The 17,311-nt window shown below is 72.4% G+C and carries 17 protein-coding genes; 11 read left to right on the top strand and 6 right to left on the bottom strand.

Going from position 1 to position 17,311, the window contains the following annotated elements; translation table 11 throughout:
- Both SSOG_RS53310 and SSOG_RS06785 read right to left on the bottom strand, forming a co-directional pair.
- Positions 1–663 (bottom strand): ABC transporter permease (locus SSOG_RS53310; RefSeq protein WP_050799791.1); only part of this gene is annotated, 663 nt, incomplete at its 3' end.
- Positions 663–1,592, bottom strand: a complete 930-nt coding sequence (locus tag SSOG_RS06785) for an ATP-binding cassette domain-containing protein (protein ID WP_009713469.1) — start codon at positions 1,590–1,592, stop codon at positions 663–665. The genes SSOG_RS06785 and SSOG_RS53310, both read right to left, overlap by 1 nt.
- 239 nt (positions 1,593–1,831) lie before the next feature.
- On the opposite strand from SSOG_RS06785, the gene SSOG_RS06780 reads away from it, so the two are divergent.
- From SSOG_RS06780 to SSOG_RS55720, 5 genes are all read left to right on the top strand, one after another.
- Positions 1,832–3,103: a glycosyltransferase gene (locus SSOG_RS06780; RefSeq protein WP_106516363.1), complete on the top strand. Its 1,272-nt coding sequence runs from the start codon at positions 1,832–1,834 to the stop codon at positions 3,101–3,103.
- Positions 3,104–3,141: 38 nt separating this feature from the next.
- Positions 3,142–5,313: an ArnT family glycosyltransferase gene (locus SSOG_RS06775; RefSeq protein ID WP_039940742.1), complete on the top strand. Its 2,172-nt coding sequence runs from the start codon at positions 3,142–3,144 to the stop codon at positions 5,311–5,313.
- 29 nt (positions 5,314–5,342) lie between these two features.
- Complete coding sequence (locus SSOG_RS06770; protein ID WP_009713466.1) at positions 5,343–6,092, top strand: response regulator transcription factor; 750 nt, start codon at positions 5,343–5,345, stop codon at positions 6,090–6,092.
- Positions 6,089–7,105: a histidine kinase dimerization/phospho-acceptor domain-containing protein gene (locus tag SSOG_RS06765; protein WP_009713465.1), complete on the top strand. Its 1,017-nt coding sequence runs from the start codon at positions 6,089–6,091 to the stop codon at positions 7,103–7,105. Before SSOG_RS06770 ends, SSOG_RS06765 begins: the two co-directional genes overlap by 4 nt.
- A 179-nt stretch (positions 7,106–7,284) precedes the next feature.
- Positions 7,285–7,632, top strand: a complete 348-nt coding sequence (locus SSOG_RS55720) for a sensor histidine kinase (RefSeq protein ID WP_245606237.1) — start codon at positions 7,285–7,287, stop codon at positions 7,630–7,632.
- A gap of 28 nt (positions 7,633–7,660) precedes the next feature.
- Here the strand turns inward: SSOG_RS55720 and SSOG_RS06760 are convergent, their stop codons facing one another.
- The gene (locus SSOG_RS06760; RefSeq protein ID WP_009713464.1) at positions 7,661–9,169 is read right to left on the bottom strand and encodes an MFS transporter; all 1,509 of its coding nucleotides are present in this window, start codon (positions 9,167–9,169) and stop codon (positions 7,661–7,663) included.
- A 214-nt stretch (positions 9,170–9,383) separates the two neighbouring features.
- Here SSOG_RS06760 and SSOG_RS06755 point away from each other — a divergent pair, with 214 nt between their 5' ends.
- Together SSOG_RS06755 and SSOG_RS06750 are read left to right on the top strand one after the other, a co-directional pair.
- On the top strand, positions 9,384–9,986 hold the full coding sequence (locus tag SSOG_RS06755) for a TetR/AcrR family transcriptional regulator (RefSeq protein ID WP_039940740.1): 603 nt from the start codon (positions 9,384–9,386) through the stop codon (positions 9,984–9,986).
- Positions 9,987–10,365: 379 nt separating this feature from the next.
- Complete coding sequence (locus tag SSOG_RS06750) at positions 10,366–11,145, top strand: AfsR/SARP family transcriptional regulator (RefSeq protein WP_167542468.1); 780 nt, start codon at positions 10,366–10,368, stop codon at positions 11,143–11,145.
- A gap of 78 nt (positions 11,146–11,223) precedes the next feature.
- On the opposite strand, the gene SSOG_RS06745 is transcribed toward SSOG_RS06750, so the two are convergent.
- On the bottom strand, positions 11,224–12,345 hold the full coding sequence (locus SSOG_RS06745) for an SAM-dependent methyltransferase (RefSeq protein WP_009713461.1): 1,122 nt from the start codon (positions 12,343–12,345) through the stop codon (positions 11,224–11,226).
- 265 nt (positions 12,346–12,610) lie between these two features.
- On the opposite strand from SSOG_RS06745, the gene SSOG_RS06740 reads away from it, so the two are divergent.
- The 4 genes from SSOG_RS06740 to SSOG_RS06725 are packed head-to-tail and all read left to right on the top strand — an operon-like array spanning position 12,611 to position 15,360.
- On the top strand, positions 12,611–13,309 hold the full coding sequence (locus SSOG_RS06740; RefSeq protein WP_009713460.1) for an alpha/beta fold hydrolase: 699 nt from the start codon (positions 12,611–12,613) through the stop codon (positions 13,307–13,309).
- Between the two features lie 14 nt (positions 13,310–13,323).
- The gene (locus SSOG_RS06735) at positions 13,324–13,578 is read left to right on the top strand and encodes a phosphopantetheine-binding protein (RefSeq protein ID WP_009713459.1); all 255 of its coding nucleotides are present in this window, start codon (positions 13,324–13,326) and stop codon (positions 13,576–13,578) included.
- Positions 13,568–14,650, top strand: coding sequence for an acyl-CoA dehydrogenase family protein (locus tag SSOG_RS06730; RefSeq protein ID WP_009713458.1), 1,083 nt, complete (start codon positions 13,568–13,570; stop codon positions 14,648–14,650). The genes SSOG_RS06735 and SSOG_RS06730 overlap by 11 nt, the downstream gene beginning before the upstream one ends.
- A complete protein-coding gene (locus SSOG_RS06725; RefSeq protein ID WP_039936753.1) occupies positions 14,647–15,360 on the top strand; it encodes an acyl-CoA dehydrogenase family protein in 714 nt (237 codons plus the stop codon). Before SSOG_RS06730 ends, SSOG_RS06725 begins: the two co-directional genes overlap by 4 nt.
- A 70-nt stretch (positions 15,361–15,430) precedes the next feature.
- On the opposite strand, the gene SSOG_RS06720 is transcribed toward SSOG_RS06725, so the two are convergent.
- Together SSOG_RS06720 and SSOG_RS06715 are read right to left on the bottom strand one after the other, a co-directional pair.
- Positions 15,431–16,957 (bottom strand): amino acid adenylation domain-containing protein, encoded by a 1,527-nt coding sequence (locus tag SSOG_RS06720; protein WP_009713456.1) that lies wholly within the window; start codon positions 16,955–16,957, stop codon positions 15,431–15,433.
- 35 nt (positions 16,958–16,992) lie between these two features.
- Positions 16,993–17,205: an MbtH family protein gene (locus tag SSOG_RS06715; protein ID WP_009713455.1), complete on the bottom strand. Its 213-nt coding sequence runs from the start codon at positions 17,203–17,205 to the stop codon at positions 16,993–16,995.
- Positions 17,206–17,311 lie beyond the last annotated feature (106 nt).

Below are 17,311 nucleotides of genomic sequence, written 5' to 3'. Positions count from 1 at the left end.
GGGCAGCAGCGAGGCCAGGCCGGGGAGGATGAGCAGGGTGCCGACCAGGGCGGCGATGGCCCCGGCGGACGAGCGGACCAGCATGCCCAGGGCCACCCCGAACACCGCCACCAGACCGAGGTAGACCCCCGCACCGGCCAGACTGCGGAGCACACCGTCGTCGCCCAGGGACAGCGCGATCTTCTCGCCGTCGAGGCCCGGTGTGCCCAGCTGGAACGCGGCCAGTGCGCCGATGGTGGTGAGGACCAGGGCGATCGGGCCGATCACCAGGCTCTTCGACCACAGGACCGGCAGCCGTCGCGGTACCGCGGCGAGCGTGGAGCGGATCATGCCGGTGCTGTACTCGCCCGCCGACAGCAGCACCCCGAGCACACCGATGGCCAGCTGGGCGAAGGACACACCGGTCAGGGCCAGGCTGACCGCGTCACTGTCCGCGCCGGTGCTCCCCGGCCCTGGCGGACCGCTGGTCGCCACCGCGTCGGGACTGTAGGTGGCGGCGGCGATCGCCCCGAAGACGATCAGCAGCACCACGGCGACGCCCAGGGTGATCCAGCTGGAGCGCAGCGACCAGAACTTGGCCCACTCCGCGCGCAGCACTCGCGGTCCGGTCACCTTGTACGAAGTCGTGGGCGTGGGCGCCAGGGACAGGGGAGTGGCGGACATCAGGCGGCCTTTCGCTCGGTGTCGACGGGAGCGCTGTGGTACTCGACGGCGTCGCGGGTGAGTTCCATGAAGGCCTGCTCCAACGACACGGACTGCGGCGTGAGTTCGTACAGCGCCACGCCGTGCTGGGCGGCGATCGCCCCGATCTCCCGGGCGTCACGCCCGGTGACCAGCAGTTCGTCGTCGGCGGAGGAGCTGATCGTGACATCCGGGCCCGCCAGCAGCGAACGCAGCCTCATCGCCTCGGCGGTGGCGACCTTCACCCCGCCGCCACCGGCCTCCCGGGTGAAGTCGTCCACCGTGGTGTCCGCGAGCAACCGGCCACGTCCGATGATCACCAGATGGTCGGCGATCAGCGCGGTCTCGCTCATCAGGTGCGAGGAGAGCATCACCGCCCGGCCCTCCTCGGCCAGCCCGCGCAGCAGGTTGCGCACCCACAGCACACCCTCCGGGTCGAGGCCGTTGACCGGTTCGTCCAGCATGACGATCGCCGGGTCACCGAGGAGGGCAGCGGCGATGCCGAGCCGCTGGCCCATGCCGAGCGAGAAGGCGCCCACCCGCTTGCCCGCCACGCTGCCCAGCCCGGCCAGTTCGATCACCTCGTCCACCCGGCGGCGCGGGATGCCGTGGGTGTGCGCGAGCGTCATCAGATGACTGACCGCGGTGCGCCCCGGGTGGACGGACTTGGCCTCCAGCAGCGTGCCGATCTCGTGCAACGGCGCGGTGTGGCGGGCGTAGGAGCGTCCGTTCACGGTGACCGAGCCCCCGGTGGGGGAGTCCAGGCCGATGGTCATGCGCATGGTGGTGGATTTGCCCGCGCCATTGGGGCCCAGGAAGCCGGTCACCTCACCCGGCTCGACGGTGAAGCTCAGACGGTCGACCACCGTCTTGTCCCCGTACCGCTTCGTCAACTCCCGCGCTTCGATCATGGTGTGGGCCTCTCTCGCCTCGAACGGCCACGGACGTGCCGCGACTGATGTGTTCGACGCTATGAGCGCGACCGGTCGCGGGCGTGGCACCACGGGGGACACTTCGGCGCCCGAGTGGTACCGCGGTACCACTCGGACCGCCCGCGCCGACATCTCTCAGCGAGGACTCAGCGGACTCTCGGCGAATTCCCAGCTTGCTGTCGCGAAGTTCCCTGGTTGGCCCGCGAGGGTTCTGCTCCATGCCCCCTACATCTCGCGCCCTGAGCGTCGCTCATGGCTTCCAGCCCGCGGCCCGGCCCGACCCCGCCGAGCCATCCCAGGTGCACACCACCACCGTCGAGGTCGTCGTTCCCGTCTACAACGAGGAACGGGCCCTGCCCGGCTGCCTGCGCACCCTGCACGCCCGGCTGCGTGACCAGTTGCCGTTCCCGTGGCGGATCACGGTGGCGGACAACGCCAGCGTCGACCGGACCTTCGAGGTGGCGACGGAACTGGCCGCCGAACTGCCCGGAGTGGAGGTGTTCCACCTGGACCGCAAGGGCCGCGGCCTGGCGCTGCGTACGGTGTGGGGCGCCAGCGAGGCCGACATCGTCGTGTACATGGACGTCGACCTGTCGACCGGGCTCGACGGGCTGCTCCCCCTGATCGCGCCCCTGGCCAGCGGCCATTCCGATCTGGCCATCGGCAGTCGGCTGGCGGCGGGCGCGCGGACCGTGCGCGGGCCCCGCCGCGAGCTGATCTCCCGCTGCTACAACGGGCTGATCCGGCTGACCCACGGGGCCCGGTTCAGCGACGCGCAGTGCGGCTTCAAGGCGGCCCGTACCGAGGTGCTGCGCCCCCTGCTGGAGAAGACACGGGACGTCGCCTGGTTCTTCGACACCGAACTCCTGCTGCTGGCCGAGCACAACGGGCTGCGCATCCACGAGGTCCCGGTCGACTGGGTCGAGGACGTGGACACCCGCGTCGACGTCGTCGGCACCGCCACCGACGATCTGCGTGGCCTGTACCGGATGGCACGGCTCAAGGCGTCCGGCGCCGCCCGGGTCGCGCTGCCGCGCCGTCCCGCTCCGGCCGCCGAACACCCGGACGCGGTGCTGGCCCCCGACACTGGCCGGTCGCGGTTCACCTGGGAGGTCGGCTGCTTCGTCGCCATCGGCATCGCCTCGACCATCGGGCAGGCGCTGCTCTACTGGCTGCTGCGCGGCTGGTGGCCGCCCGCGGTGGCGAACCTGGTGTCGCTGCTGGTGCTCACCGTGCTCAACACCGAGGCCAACCGCCGTCTGACGTTCCGCTGGTCCGAGACCGGTGTGCGACGGGCGCACCTGGGCGCGGGCGCCCTGTTCGTCCTGGGCTACGCCGTGACCTCCGCCGCCGTGCTGCTGTACCGCCAGAGCAGTCCGGACGCCTCGACGGGCACCGAAACCCTCGTCCTGGCCGCCTCGTCCGTGCTGGTCACCGCCGTGCGCTTCCTCGTGCTGCGGCTGGCCGTCTTCCGGCGCTCCCCGTCGTGACCGCTGGCCATGTCTCTCCGAGGAAAGTGAAGCGCACCATGACCCACACCTCCCACGCGCCGTCGGCCACGCCCGCGAGCGCACCACCACCGGGCGCCACCGGCCGTGCGCTACCCCGCTGGTCCGCCCCGGCCGCGCTCGCAGCGATCCTGCTGCTGGCCGCGGCGCTCTACGGCTGGGCCCTCGGCTCGCTCGGCTGGGGCAACAGCTACTACGCGGCCGCGGTGAAGTCGATGGGCCGCGGCTGGACCAACGTCGTCTTCGGCGCGTACGACCCGGCCGGGGTGCTCACCGTCGACAAGCCACCGGCCGCCCTGTGGCCCCAGGTCCTCAGCACCAAGGTCTTCGGCCTGCACGGCTGGGCGATGCTGCTGCCCCAGGTGCTGGAAGGTGTCGCGGCGGTCCTCGTCCTGCACCGGACGGTACGCCGCTGGGCGGGCGAGGGCGCCGGGCTGCTCGCCGCGCTGGTCATGACGCTCACGCCCATCACGGTGGCGATCAACCGCGACAACAACCCGGACACGCTGCTGGTGCTGACCCTGGTCGCGGCGGCGTACGCGCTGACCCGGGCCCTCCAGGCACCCTCCGGCCGGAGCGCGGTGGGGTGGCTGTGCGGCAGCGGCTTCCTCGTCGGCGCCGGGTTCCTGACGAAGATGCTGGCCGCCTGGATGGTGCTCCCGGCCCTCGCGGCGGCGTGGCTCGTCGGCGCGGCGGGGACCTGGCTCGTACGCGTGCGCCGCCTGCTCGTCGCGGGGTCGGTGCTCGCGGTGTCGTCCCTGTGGTGGGTGGCCCTGGTGGCGCTGTGGCCCGGCGACCGCCCGTACATCGGCGGCAGCGAGGACGGTTCGGCCTGGGACCTGGTCATCGGCTACAACGGCCTCGGCCGGATCTTCGGCGAGAACGGTGCCACGGGCGGCCCGGGCGGGGCCTCCTTCGGTGGCGCCGCCGGGCTCGGGCGGCTCTTCAACGACCAGGTCGGCGGCCAGATCAGCTGGCTGCTGCCGCTCTGCGCGGTGGCACTGGGCGTGGCGACGGCCGTCGCGGTGCTGCACCGGCGCGGGGAGACGGCCACGGGCGCGCCACTGGCCGCCTCCGGGTGGGTGCTGTGGGGGACGTGGCTGGTGGTATGCGGGCTGGTGTTCGCCACCCAGGAGGGCACGTTCCACCCGTACTACACGACGCAGCTGGCCCCCGCGGTCGCCGCGCTCACCGCGGGCCTCGCCACCGCGCTGGCCCGCTCCCACCGGGCCGGTGCGCGCTGGGCCCTGCCGACGGGGGCCGGGGCCGTGCTGGTCACGGTGGTCTGGGCGGTCGTGGTGATCGAGCGGCAGCCGTCCTGGAACGGCTGGCTGACGTGGCCGGTGGTGGCCGCCGGACTCGGCGCGGCCGCACTCCTGCTGCTCGCGGGACGGCGGCACCGAATGCTCCCGGCCGCGCTGGGCGGCGCCGTCCTGGCGGTGCTGCTGGCGCCCGGTGCCTGGGCGGTCAGCGTGCCGGGATCCACGTCCGCGATGGGCGGCGCCAACCACACCGCCGGACCGGCCCCGTCCGGCGGCATGCCGTTCGGCCGGGGGGCCTTCCCGAGCGGAGGCCCCGGGGGCAGCGGTCCCGGTGGCCTCGAACCGCCCGGCGGGTTGGGCGGCGGCACGGGCGGCATGCCGGGCGCGGGCTCGGACGACAAGCCGGAGGGCGCGCCCTCGGGAATGCCCACCTTCGGCGGTGGCGGTGGCGGTGCGAAGGGTGGCATGGGCGGCATGGCACGGCTCATGGACGGCACCGACCTCACCGCCGATCAGCGCAAGATCCTCCGCTACGCGGTCGCGCACTCCGGCTCCGCCCGGATCAGCCTCGCCGCCGACGGGGGCGCCATGGCCGCGTCCTCGTACATCCTGAACAGCGACGCCACGGTCATCGGCATGGGCGGCTTCATCGGAACCGACGACGCGCCCTCCGTGGACCAGCTCGCGACGTGGACGGAAAGGGGCGAGCTGCGCTACGTCCTGGGCTCCGAGCCGGGGTCGCGCGGCGCGGGCCCCGGCGCCATGATGGGCGGCGCCGACAGCCCCGCCACCCGGCGCTCCGCGTGGATCGCCGACCACTGCGCCAAGGTCCCGGCCGCCGCCTACGACGGCAGGGCGGACGGCTCCACCGGCATGATGGGCATGGGCACCACCCTGTACGACTGCGCCGCCACCAAGGACGCGAAGTAAGCGACGGCAGAACGGACCACCGACGCACCATGGCCGAGCAGCCCGCCACCCAGCTCACCCACCGCATCCTCGTCGTCGAGGACGACCCCGGCATCCGTCTGCTGCTGGAGTCGGCCCTCGGCCTGGCCGGATACCAGGTGAGCAGCGCCGCCACCGGCCGCGACGGTCTGCTGGAGGTCGAGCGCTTCCGCCCGGACCTCCTGGTGCTCGACGTGATGCTCCCCGACCTCGACGGTTTCGAGATCACCCGGAACCTGCGCGGGGTCGGGGTGCGGACACCGATCCTGTTCCTGACGGCCCGCACCGAGGTCGGCGACCGCATCGCCGGTCTCGGTGCCGGTGGCGACGACTACGTCGGCAAGCCGTTCAGCATCGAGGAGGTGCTGCTGCGCATCCGCGCCATCCTGCGCCGTACGGGCCACGACGTGCCGTACGGCGCGGGCGAGGACGAGACCGAGGTGCTGCGCTACGGGGACCTCGAACTGGACGAGCGGGCCCACGAGGTCCACCGGGCCGGGCAGTACATCCCGCTGTCCCCCACCGAGTTCAAGCTGCTGACCCTGCTGATGGAGAACGCGGGCCGGGTGCTGAGCAAGAGCCGGATCCTCGACCGCGTCTGGGGGTTCGACTTCTCCGGCGACGGCCGCATCGTCGAAACGTACGTCAGATATCTGCGGCGCAAGATCGACCACCTCGATCCGCCACTGATCCACACGGAGCGGGGCGTGGGCTACTGCCTGCGCCTGCCGCGCGATCACGCCCAGCGGACCGACGGATGATCCGCCTCACTCCTCCGCAGGCCGGACGGCCCGCATCGCTGCGCAGCCGCTTGGTGTGGGGAGCGGCGCTGCTGGCCGCCGTCGCGGTCCTCGCCGCCCAGACCATCGGGTTCCTGGTGCTGCGCTCATGGCTGCTGGGCCGCGTCGACGAGCAGCTCGACGGTTTCCGGCTGCCGCCGCACAGCTTCTCCCGCGACGCCGCTGCCGAGCAGCTTCCCCGGCCCCCGGACCCCGGCTCGGTGACCCTGCCCTCCGACTTCCGCATCACCTTCTACGGTGCGTCGGGACACCGGCGCGGCATCCTCGGCGGCGGCAAGGCCCCCGGCCCGGAACTCCCCGGCTCCGTAGGCGAGTTGCGCCTGTCGGGCGGCCGCCCGGGCACCGTCCCGGCCGTCTCCGGCGACGGACACTGGCGGATACAGAAGAAGCCGGGCCCCGAGCACACCTGGTACGTCGTCGCGCTGCCCCTGGACACGTTCGACGGCGCCACCTCCAAACTGCTGTGGCTCAACGGCATCGTGCTCGCGGCCACCGTCACCGGACTCATCGCGCTCAGCCGGTGGGTCGTGCGCATCGGCCTGCTGCCACTGACCCGCATGGAGCGCGCCGCGCAGGACATCACGGTCAGCGATCTGAGCCCGCGGCTGCCGGACACCGACCCCCGCACCGAGACCGGCCGCCTGGGCACCGTGCTGAACACCCTGCTGGACCGGCTCCAACGGGCCCTACGCGAACGGGAGTTCTCCGAGGCCCGGCTGCGCCGGTTCGTCGCCGACGCCGGACACGAGCTGCGCACCCCGCTCACCTCCATCCAGGGCTTCGCCGAACTGGCCCTGCGCCACGAGGGACGGTCGAACGCCGAACGGCGCGAGGGCGACCGGATGATCGCCCAGAACGCCGAGCGCATCAGCCTGCTCGTCGACGACCTCCTGCTGCTGACCAGGCTGGACAAGGAACCCGACTACCGCCGCGAACGGGTCGACCTGCTGTCGGCCGCCCGCCCGACTCCGTGAGCGCGGCGGCACACCAGAGCCACGGACACCCGATCCGGGTGGGCCCCCTCGGTACCGGGGCGGCCGCCGACGAGGAACTGTCCCTTGGCCGAGACCACCGGCGACCCCCACCGGCTGCGCCAGGTCGTGGGCAACCTGCTGTTTTTTCTCTTTTTCGGCACACCCCGCCCGGTACGCGCGTGGACGTCCGCGTGGGAGCCGGGCGGGCCGGGTCCGCGACCGGTGGCACGGACCGCCCCGGCCGGACGAGCCCCTCGCCACCGCTGCGGGAGGGGGCGTCGATCTGCGTGCTGGAAGTGGCGGACCAGGGCCCCGGGCTGTCCCCGGAGGCGGCCGACCGGGTCTTCGAACGCTTCTACCGGGCCGACCCGTCCCGCTCCCACGAACACGGCGGCTCCGGTCTCGGCCTGGCCATCGCGAGCGCGATCGCCCAAGGCCACGGCGGACGGCTGGAGTTGGAGACCGCCACCGGGGCCGGATGCGTCTTCCGCCTCGTCCTGCCCGCCGCCGGTCCCGGCCCGGACTGAGCCGGCCCCGGCGGTCGTTCGCGGCCGTTCACATGTGCACGACGGGAGCCGCCTGGGCGTCGGCGGCGGGTGCGCCGCGCCGGTAGAGGAGGACGCTGATGAGCAGCCCGGCGGCGAAGAAGACGGCCGACCACCAGTACGCGGTGGAGTACGCCTCCAGACCGGCCTGGGCGACGACGGCGGGGTCCTTGGGGTTCCTGCCGGTCAGATAGTCGGTGGCGGCGCTGGTGGAGAGGGTGTTGAGCAGGGCGGTGCCCAGGGAGCCGCCGACCTGCTGCATGGTGTTGACGGCGGCGGAGGCGACTCCGGCGTCCTCGGCGTCCACACCGGCGGTGGCCAGGCTCATGGCCGGGGCCATCACCAGGCCGAGGCCGAGCCCCGCCACGACCAGCGGGGGCAGGATGTCCGTGGCGTAGCCGCTGTGCAGGTCGAGGGCGGTCAGCCAGGCCATGCCCGCTGCGGCGGTGCCCATGCCCAGCGGCACCACCGGCTTGGGGCCGAGGCGGGGGATCAGCACCGTGGAGGCGACGGTCGAGGTGAGCATGAGCGCGGCCACCATCGGCAGGAAGGCCAGCCCGGTCTTGATGGGGGTGTAGCCCAGGCTCTGCTGGAGGTAGTAGGTGAGGAACAGGAAGACACCGAACATCCCGGCGCCGCTGATCAGCACGGAGACGAAGGACGCCCCGCGGTTGCGGTCGAGCAGCACCCGCAGCGGCAGCAGCGGGTGCGCGGCGCGTGTCTGCCACCCGGCGAACACGGCGAGCAGAACGGCTCCGGCGGCCAGGAAACCCCAGGTGGCCGGGGAGTCCCAGTCGTGGCTCTCGGCGTTGGAGAAGCCGTAGACCAGGCCGAACAGACCGGCGGAGACGAGGACGGCGCCGGGGACGTCGATGGTGGCGGTCCGGTCGCGGCTGCCGCGGGCGAGCAGGAGGGCGCCGCCGAGGAAGGCGACGGCGGCGAAGACGAGGTTGACGTAGAGGGTCCAGCGCCAGTCGAGGTGTTCGGTCAGCACACCGCCGAGGAGCAGCCCGATGGCGCCGCCCGCGCCCGCGATGGCGCCGTAGACACCGAAGGCCTTGGCGCGCTCCCTGGCGTCGGTGAAGGTCGTGGTCAGCAGGGACAGGGCCGCCGGGGCGAGCAGCGCGCCGAACAGGCCCTGGACGGCGCGGGCGGCGACGAGCACCTCGAAGCTGCCCGCGGCACCGCCCAGGGCCGAGGCACCGGCGAAACCGGCCAGCCCGACCAGGAAGGTCATCTTGCGGCCGAACAGGTCGGCTATGCGGCCGCCGAGCAGCAGCAGGCTGCCGAAGGCGAGCGCGTAGGCGGTGACGATCCACTGCCGGTCTCCGTCGGAGAACCCCAGGTCCTTCTGCGCGGAGGGCAGGGCGATGTTCACGATGGTCGCGTCCAGGACCACCATGAGCTGGGCCAGGCCGATGACGGCGAGGATCCACCAGCGATGGCGAGGGGGCGCGCCGGCGGGCGTGGGTGGCGCGCCGACCGTGCCGACAGACGTGTCGGAGGTGGTTCGGGGCATGAGGGCAAACTCCGGAAGAAGTGCTGCTCGGAGAGTCGATCGACTCTTCTGACACCTGTCAGATTAGAAGTAATCTGACAGGTGTCAAATAATCGGGAGGGAGGTCCTTAGGATGTCCATGGCAGGCAGTGCGCACGCGGCAAGGGAGACCAGGGTGGGAGTACGAGCCGAATCCGCTCGACGGCCGGGGCGCCCCGGCGCGGGCACCCCCGCCCTGCCCGAGGAGGAGAACATCCTCCTGCGCGGGCTCGAAGCCTTCGCGGAACTGGGCTACGAACGGGCCTCCGCCCGCGAGCTGGCCCGCCGCCTCGGCGTCAGCCACAACTTCATCAACGACCGCTACGGATCCAAGGCGGCCTTCTGGCGCGCGGTGGTGGACGCGGCCCTGGGGGCCCAGCTGGCGCGCCTGCCGCAGGTGGATCCCTCGACCGACGATGCCGACTGCCTGCGGCAGACCATCACCGGCTTCTACCGGACCGCGGCGGACTCGCCGCTGGTCCAAAGGCTCTTTGTCAACGAACTCAACCAGGACAGTGAGCGGCTGGACTACCTCTACGAGCAGTACATCGCCCCAACTCTGGAGACCCTGATGGCGAGCATCGAGCGGCTCGTGGCCGCCGGACGCATGGCGCCGGTCCCGATGGACGTGCTGTTCTTCGCCGTCGTCCCGCCCGTCTCGGGAATGGTGGACGTGCCCCTGGCGCGACGTCTGGGCAGGCCCGAGCCCGCCTCACCGGAACAACTCACGGCCACCGCCGAATCGCTGGCGGCGCTCGTGGTCAACGGCCTGCTCGCGACGGCTTCGCGGAGCCGCTGAGCGGACTCCGGAAACCGACCCCCGCTTGCCACTCGGACGCCATTTTGTCACGGCGCCGTGACAGTGGTGTTATGAAGCATGCACGGGCGTGACCTGGAAGGACTTCGAGCACTCTTCCTGATCGCACGACGCAAGGCGATCAAGAGGAGGGGTTGGTCACGGCGAGACTATGATCACGAACTACTGGGCGGCCTCCAGCGACCCGACGCATCAGGCCGGCCCTGCACTCCACGTTGGCAGAGCCCATAGGGCCACGCTCCTGGTGGTGGCCAGCCTTGGGCAGGCGCTCGAGAGAAGGATCTCATCCGTGAGTCGCGACGAGGCCATGATCATTAAGCTCCTGGGTGGCCTGGAGGCCAGAACCGCGAGCCAAACAGTGTTGAGCCCGCAAGTCGAGACAGTGCTCGCGTTACTCGCCGCCCGGAACAACTCGTACGTGGCGATCGCGGACCTGATCGACGAGGTCTGGGGCGCGTTCGCGCCGAAGACCGCCGTGAACACGATCCAGGTGTACGTCTCCCGCATCCGCCGGACACTTCAGTATCCGGCCGGAATGGCCAGCCCCGAAATACGGCACGTGCACGGCAACTACATGCTGCGGCTCGATCCGCATCTGGTCGACGCGGACCGCTTCATGAACCATGTCGCCGAGGCGCGCGGCGCGTTGAGCCAGGGCGCGATCGAGGACACCGCCGACCACTTCGCCGCGGCGTTGCGGTTGTGGCGCTCCGAACCGCTCACCGGTGTGCACTGCGGGCCGCGGCTGGCCGCGTACCGGCGCCGGCTGACCCGGTTGCACGAGGAGGCCACCCAGGAGTACGCCTCCGCACTGATCGCCATGGGTCGCCACACCGAGGCGATCCCGCCCCTCGAGGAACTCATCACGAGCAATCCGTACCGCGAAACCGCCTACACCCACCTGATGGTCGCGCTGATGATGGTCGGACGGAGGGTCGACGCCTTGCAGACCTTCAACACCGCCCGGCAGGTCCTGCGCGACCGGCTCGGGCTCGACCCCAGCCCCGAACTGGCCGCACTGCACCAGCGGGTGCTGTCCGGTGACGGACCGGACCACTACCCGGAATCCGTCACCAACAGCTACTGGCCCGTGCGGCAGCCCCCCGGCGGTGTCGTGACCGGCGAACACCGCGCCGGTTAGCGGACATTCGGCTCCGGCGGCGGCCGGTGGCTCCCAGCGGGTGCCACCGGTCGCGGGGCCCGCGCGCATCCGGGCGGCCTACGCGCGTACCGCCACCGGCTCGGCGGCGCCGAACAGGGCCTCGTGCAGCGGCGATCGCCGGAACGCCGACCCGGCGTAGAGCGACTCGGCCGTGACCGGGACGCGCCGGCAGTCGGCGCGCCGGACCGACCCGGTGAACCGGTAGTCCGGGTGGATCCCGTCGGCGCTCAGCTCGGAGGTGACCCGCAGTTCGATGACGTCACCCGGGTCGAGGGTCACCGGCTCCGGGATCTGGAGCGGTACGTAGACCGGCAGCCAGCTGGTCCGGGTCGCCAGGGTGTCGAGGCGCTCGCCACCGGCCCGCCCCTCCAGGTCCAGCCACAGCAGCAGCCCGTCGACCCGGCCCGGCCGGGTCATGGTCAGCCGCAGATCGCCACCCTGCTCGTACACACCGTCGTTGAACCGCAGATCCTCGATCGCCCCGGTGGTGGAGCGGATCGCGTCGTATCCGATCCCGCCGACGCACATCCGCAGGTCGAAGAAGCCACCGGCCGCACGGAACACCGACTCCACGTACGGCACCAGGATCTCCGGCACACCGGGGCCTTCGGGCATCAGGTCGGCGAGGCAGACCGCGGCGGCCAGCGTACGGACCCGGTGCGGCACCACCCGGGCGCCCGGGGAGAGATGGCGGCGCCGGGCGTCCTCGATCACCCGGGCCATGCCCTCGGAGCCGCCGATGCAGCCCACCAGCTCGGCGATGCACAGACCGGCCCGGTCCGGAAGCGTCACCTCGGTCGAGAGCCCCGCCACGACGCTGATGCGGCCCGGTGCCCGGTCCCGGGCCAGCTCCTCCGCCCGGCGGACGCTGTCGTCCAGGCTCTCGACGGAGACCACCCGGTCCGCACCGGACTCCGCGGCACACAGCGACCAGAGCAGATCGGGTCCGCAGCCGATCTCCAGCACCGTGGCGCCGGGCGCCTGCTGGACGATGGCATCGCGGAACACCTCGTTGCGGGGCCGGTCGGCGAGCATGGCGTGATAGAGGAAGGCGTCGTAAATCGGGTACTCACCGACCGATGGCCACAGGTGGGGTCGATCGGGGTCCGGCACCGGCCCCGCGATGTTGACCCGCGCCTGGTGGTCGCCGACCACCAGAGTTTCCCATTCGCTTCCCATCCGATGCCCTTTCCTCGGCCATGTTCCGCCCGGCCGCGCGGGTGGAGATCATTACCATCGTGGGCTCCAGGAAATGGCCCGGCAAGGGCACGGAATGGGATCTGAGCGAAGACTGAGTGGTGGCTTAACGCGTACTGAACGACGACTGACCGGGTTCTGATCAAAGCCCTGTGAACCCTTTTCGGAATGTCCTTCGCGCGCCGATGATGCCGATGATGAAGCACTCAGGATTCCATTTCGCTGCCCTGCGGAAAGGCTCGGACGCATGCTGACCGAGGTCCTCGCACTGGATCTGCCCGGCAGTGGCAACGCCGCGGATTTCGGCTTCCTGGCCGGACCGGGCAGCCCCGGGCGTCTCACCCGGATCGACCCGCTCGTCGCCCAGGTCGCCGGACCGCTCGACCTGGAGCGGCAGGCCGACGAGCTGCTCAAGGAGCAGCCGGAGCGGCCCGGCGTGGTGCTGGCGTACTGCGCCGGTGCGACCTTCGCGGTGCATCTCGCCGAACGGGCCGGAGCGCGGGCCGTGTTGGTCGACCCGTATCCGATCACCACGGATGTCATCCATTTCGAGCTGACCAAGCTCTGCCGCACGCTCGCGTGCGACGCACCCGCGTACGAGGCGTTCGCCGCGGGCGATCTCGCCCAGTGGGAAATGGTGCTGAACAAGACCCGCGACGGCCTGGTCGGGCAGTACGGCGGTGACGAGGCGGCGATCGAGATGGTGGACGGCCTGCTCGACCGCTACCGGTCCTGGCTGCGGTTCCTGACCGCGTGCTCGGCGGCCCGCCCGGCCGATACGGACCGGACGCTGGTGATCACCGGAAAACCCCTCTCGGGCCTGGACGCCCTGCTCGCGGACCCCGCGGGCGCGACGGTACGCCACGTCGACGCCCCCACGGAACCGCTTGCATCCCCGCAGGTCCGGTCCCTGCTGTCGGCCGCGATCGACGCTGCCGCCGCGTAACGGAAGGACGGAAGATGGACGACCAGGCGCTGGTACTCGAGCTGGCCCGGGAGTTGCTGGACCGACCCGATCTGACGCTGGACGAGGACTTCTTCTCGGCCGGCGGCGACAGCATCACCGCGATGCACCTCATCGGGCGGCTCTCCCGGCAGACCGGGCTGCGGCTGCGGGTGGCACAGGTCTTCGCGAACTCGACGCTGCGCGACCTCGCGGCGTCGGTGGAGCAGGTCCGGGCGGCGGCCGAGCACGAGGCCACCCATGCGCCCTGAGCTGGACGCCGAACAGGCCCGGCTCGCCGACGAGGTGGACCGGGTACTGGACGCGGCGCCGCCCGGCACCGATCCGCTGGAGCTGTTCGCCCGGCTCGGCGACGAACGGCTGCTGGCCGTGCACTACCCGGCCGCGTTCGGCGGGCGCGGGCTGAGCCTGGCCCACCACGTGGCCGCCGCCGAGCGGATGGGCGCCCGCGGCCTGCCCGATGTGATCCACATCGTCTCCGTGCAGGCCATCGGCGGCGCACTGCTCGCCTTCGGCAGCGCGGAACAGCAGGCCCAGTGGCTGCCGCGGATCGCGTCCGGCCGGTTGTTCGGCAGTCTCCTGCTGTCCGAGCCCGGCGCCGGGACCGACGCGGCCGCGCTCCGCACCACGGCCACCCCGGACGGCGAGGGCTGGCGGCTCACCGGCGTCAAGACCTGGAGCGTGGCAACCGACCGGTCCGGTATCGCCCTGTGCTCGGCGCGGACCAGGGAAGGCCGGAACCGGTACGACGGGATCAGCCTGTTTCTGCTCGACCTGAACGACCCGGCGATCCGGCTGACCCCGGTGCCCCGGGCGCTCGGCGACCCCTACTTCGAGGTCGCCCTGGACGGCGCGTACGTCGGCCCGGACGCCGTGGTCGGGCCGCTGCACCGGGGATGGGCCCTGCTGCCGTCCACGATCGGTTTCGAGCGGGCGGGGTTCGAGTGCCTGTCCCGGGCGACGTCCTGGCTGGGCGCCGCCGAGAACGCGTTCCACCAGCTGCCCCGGGCGGACCGCGCGGCGACGGCCGGCGACCTGGTACGGCTGCGCACCCGGGTCGCCGGGGCCCGCGCGCTCGCGTTCCACGCCATGCACACCGCCGACGCCCTCGACGCCGACGAGGTGCTGATCGCGTACTCGAAGCTGGCGTGCGCGCGGGCCGGTCAGGCGGTGGCCCGGTGGGCGGGCGAGGAACTCCCGCCGACGCCGGAACTCCGGGCGGCCGTGGACGAGGCCCCGGAGCTGACCGTCTCGGGTGGCCCGCAGGAGCTGCAACTCGATCTCATTGCCCATGACTTCCCGATCGGACGGGCCGTACGGTGAACCTCGAACTCGACCGCGACCAGCGGCAGCTGGCGGACGCCGTGCGGAAGGGCGGGTCGGCGGTTCCGCCCGGCGGGTCCGGCTGGGAGGTGCTGCGGCACGCCGGGGTCACCGCGGCCCTGGCCGACGGCGGGCTGGTGGAGTGGTGCCTCGCGCTGGAGGAACTGGGCGCGGGCTGCCACGACATCACGGCGGTACGGGCGGGGCGCGCGTTCCTCGATGCCCACCCCGGCGAGCGGCTGCCGGATGCCATGACGACCGCCGCACCCGCCGTCGCCACCGCCGACCGCGACCTGCTGCTCTGCGCCGCGTACGCGGTGGGCCTCGGCCGTGCGTGCCTGGAGGCGGCGCAGAACCGCGCGGCCGACCGGGTGATCACGGGCCGTCGGCAGATCGAGTACCAGGGCACCTCGCACCGCCTCGCCGAGGCCGCCCTGGAGCTGGCCCTCGCCCGTATCACCGTCTGGCACGCCGCCTGGTACGAGGACCAGGGCCGCCCGGACGGCCATGCCGCACCGGCCGCCGCGGGCGCGAGCGTGGAGACGGCGCTGACCTGCGCGCACACGCTCGTGCAGGCGTACGGCGCGGCGGGCACCAGCGACCCGGACGTGGTCCGGCTCTACCGGGGTGCCTACGCGCTGACGCAGCTGTGCGGTTCCCCGCGCGGCCTGTGGCAGACGGCCGGGGAGCGCTGGCTCGCCACCGCGTGAACGCAGCGAACGCATGACGGTCGCCCCCGGTCCTCCATGAGGGCCGGGGGCGACTGATCGTGCGTCAGGATCAGGCGGGCAGTTCGGCACCCACCGTCGTGGCGGACTCGCGCAGCAGCCGCCGGTCCACCTTGCCGTTGCCGGTCCGCGGCAGCTCGGCCACCTGCCGCCAGCGGGTGGGCAGCATGTACGCGGGCAGCCGGTCGGCCAGGAAGGCGGACAGCGCCCGGCCGCCCGCCGACCGGCCCGGGGCGAACTCCACCACCGCGACCAGGCGCAGCCCGGTCGCCGTGGTGTGCGGTACGACGGCGGCGTCCAGCAGATCCGGATGCTGGAGCAGATGCGCCTCCAGCTCGCCGAGTTCGACGCGGAAGCCACGGACCTTGACCAGGTTGTCGGTGCGCCCCTGGAAGACCAGCTCGCCGTCCGGGGTCATATGGCCCAGGTCGCCGGTGCGGTACATCCGCTCACCCGGCAACCGGGGATCCGGATCGGCGACGAAACGTTCCGCGGTCAGCGCGGGCCGGCCCAGGTAGCTCCACGCCAGCCCGGCGCCGCCGAGGTAGATCTCGCCGAGGTCCCCCGGTTCGGCCAGGCTCAGGTCGGCCGCGCGGACCGTCGCCCGGACCCCGCTGATCGGCGGCCCGATCGGCACCAGCGGCCCGGCGTCGGCCTCGGTGCACCGGTGCACGGTGGCCCACACGGTGCCCTCGGTCGGCCCGTACTCGTTGAACAGCAGGGTGTCCGGCAGCGCCGTCATGTGCTCGCGGACCACGGCGTGGTGCAGGCTCTCGCCGCCCGTGATGACGCACCGCAGGCCGGTGAGCAACTCGGGGTGGAAGCGCAGCAGCGCCGCGTACTGCGACGGCAGGCCGTCCAGGTGGCTGACCGCGTGGTCACGCACCAACTCGGCGAGCAGCAGCGGGTCCAGCACCTCCTCCGCGGTGGGGATCACCACCCGGCCACCGGCGGCGAGGGTGAAGAAGAGCCCGGCGACGGCGGCGTCGATGCTCAGCGGCGCCAGCATCAGATAGGTGACGTCGTCGTACGGATAGACGCCGAACCGGGTCAGCGTCGACGCGACCACCGCCCGGTGCGGGACCACCACCCCCTTGGGCCGACCGGTCGAGCCGGACGTGAAGATGGCGTACGCGGGCCGGTCCGGGGCGGAGCCCGGCAGCTCCCCGTCGCCCGGCCCGGTCCCGTCCGCCGGGATCCACCGGGCCGGGATCGCCTCCGCGACCCGGGCGCCGGACCCGGTCACCACGCCGATGTCCGCGTCGTCCGCGATCGCCCGGATCCGCTCGCCCGGCAGCTCGGCGGCGATCGGCACATACGCGGCGCCGGACAGCAGGACGCCGAGCAGCCCGGTGACCGCGTCGAGGGAACGGTCCACCGCCACCCCGACGAAGTCCCCCGGCCGGACCCCGGCCTCGCACAGCCGCCGGGCCAGCCGCTCGGCCCGGTCGAGCAGATCGCCGTAGCCGACCGACGCCGGGCCGAGCGTGACCGCCACGGCCTCCGGCGCCGACCGCGCCCGCGCGGTCACCAGGTCGTGCAGCCCGCCGGTGCGGGCCGGCAGGTCGATGGATGCCACGCGGGCTCTCCCTCCGTCGTTCCCGCCCGGGCCGCTCAGCGGCCGGCCGATTCCCGGATCAGACTCGCCGGACGCATATCGGTCCAGTGGTTCTCGATGTAGTCGACGCAGTTCTGCCGGGTGTCCGGGCCGTGTACGACCGTCCAGCCGCCGGGCACGTCGAGGGCGGTCGGCCACAGCGAATGCTGGTTCTCCGTGTTCACCACGGCCACGAACTGACCGTCCGAATCGTCGAATACATTGGTCATCGCTCGTAATCCTTTCGGGAAAACAGTTCCGGAAGAAACCGGAATGCTCCGGAATTCGGGTCGCGGCGGAAGCCGCGCCCCGCTTACATCATGGCGCCCCGAATGG

Source organism: Streptomyces himastatinicus ATCC 53653 (assembly GCF_000158915.1).
Taxonomy (GTDB): Bacteria; Actinomycetota; Actinomycetes; order Streptomycetales; family Streptomycetaceae; genus Streptomyces; species Streptomyces himastatinicus.
Note: the sequence above shows the minus strand (reverse complement) of the source record. Positions and strands in the feature narration are given on the sequence as shown.

Coding starts and splice junctions, on each gene's coding strand:
- SSOG_RS06785 (WP_009713469.1), bottom strand. CDS start 1,592: ATGATCGAAGCGCGGGAGTTGACGAAGCGGTACGGGGACAAGACGGTG.
- SSOG_RS06780 (WP_106516363.1), top strand. CDS start 1,832: ATGCCCCCTACATCTCGCGCCCTGAGCGTCGCTCATGGCTTCCAGCCC.
- SSOG_RS06775 (WP_039940742.1), top strand. CDS start 3,142: ATGACCCACACCTCCCACGCGCCGTCGGCCACGCCCGCGAGCGCACCA.
- SSOG_RS06770 (WP_009713466.1), top strand. CDS start 5,343: ATGGCCGAGCAGCCCGCCACCCAGCTCACCCACCGCATCCTCGTCGTC.
- SSOG_RS06765 (WP_009713465.1), top strand. CDS start 6,089: ATGATCCGCCTCACTCCTCCGCAGGCCGGACGGCCCGCATCGCTGCGC.
- SSOG_RS06760 (WP_009713464.1), bottom strand. CDS start 9,169: ATGCCCCGAACCACCTCCGACACGTCTGTCGGCACGGTCGGCGCGCCA.
- SSOG_RS06745 (WP_009713461.1), bottom strand. CDS start 12,345: ATGGGAAGCGAATGGGAAACTCTGGTGGTCGGCGACCACCAGGCGCGG.
- SSOG_RS06740 (WP_009713460.1), top strand. CDS start 12,611: ATGCTGACCGAGGTCCTCGCACTGGATCTGCCCGGCAGTGGCAACGCC.
- SSOG_RS06735 (WP_009713459.1), top strand. CDS start 13,324: ATGGACGACCAGGCGCTGGTACTCGAGCTGGCCCGGGAGTTGCTGGAC.
- SSOG_RS06730 (WP_009713458.1), top strand. CDS start 13,568: ATGCGCCCTGAGCTGGACGCCGAACAGGCCCGGCTCGCCGACGAGGTG.
- SSOG_RS06715 (WP_009713455.1), bottom strand. CDS start 17,205: ATGACCAATGTATTCGACGATTCGGACGGTCAGTTCGTGGCCGTGGTG.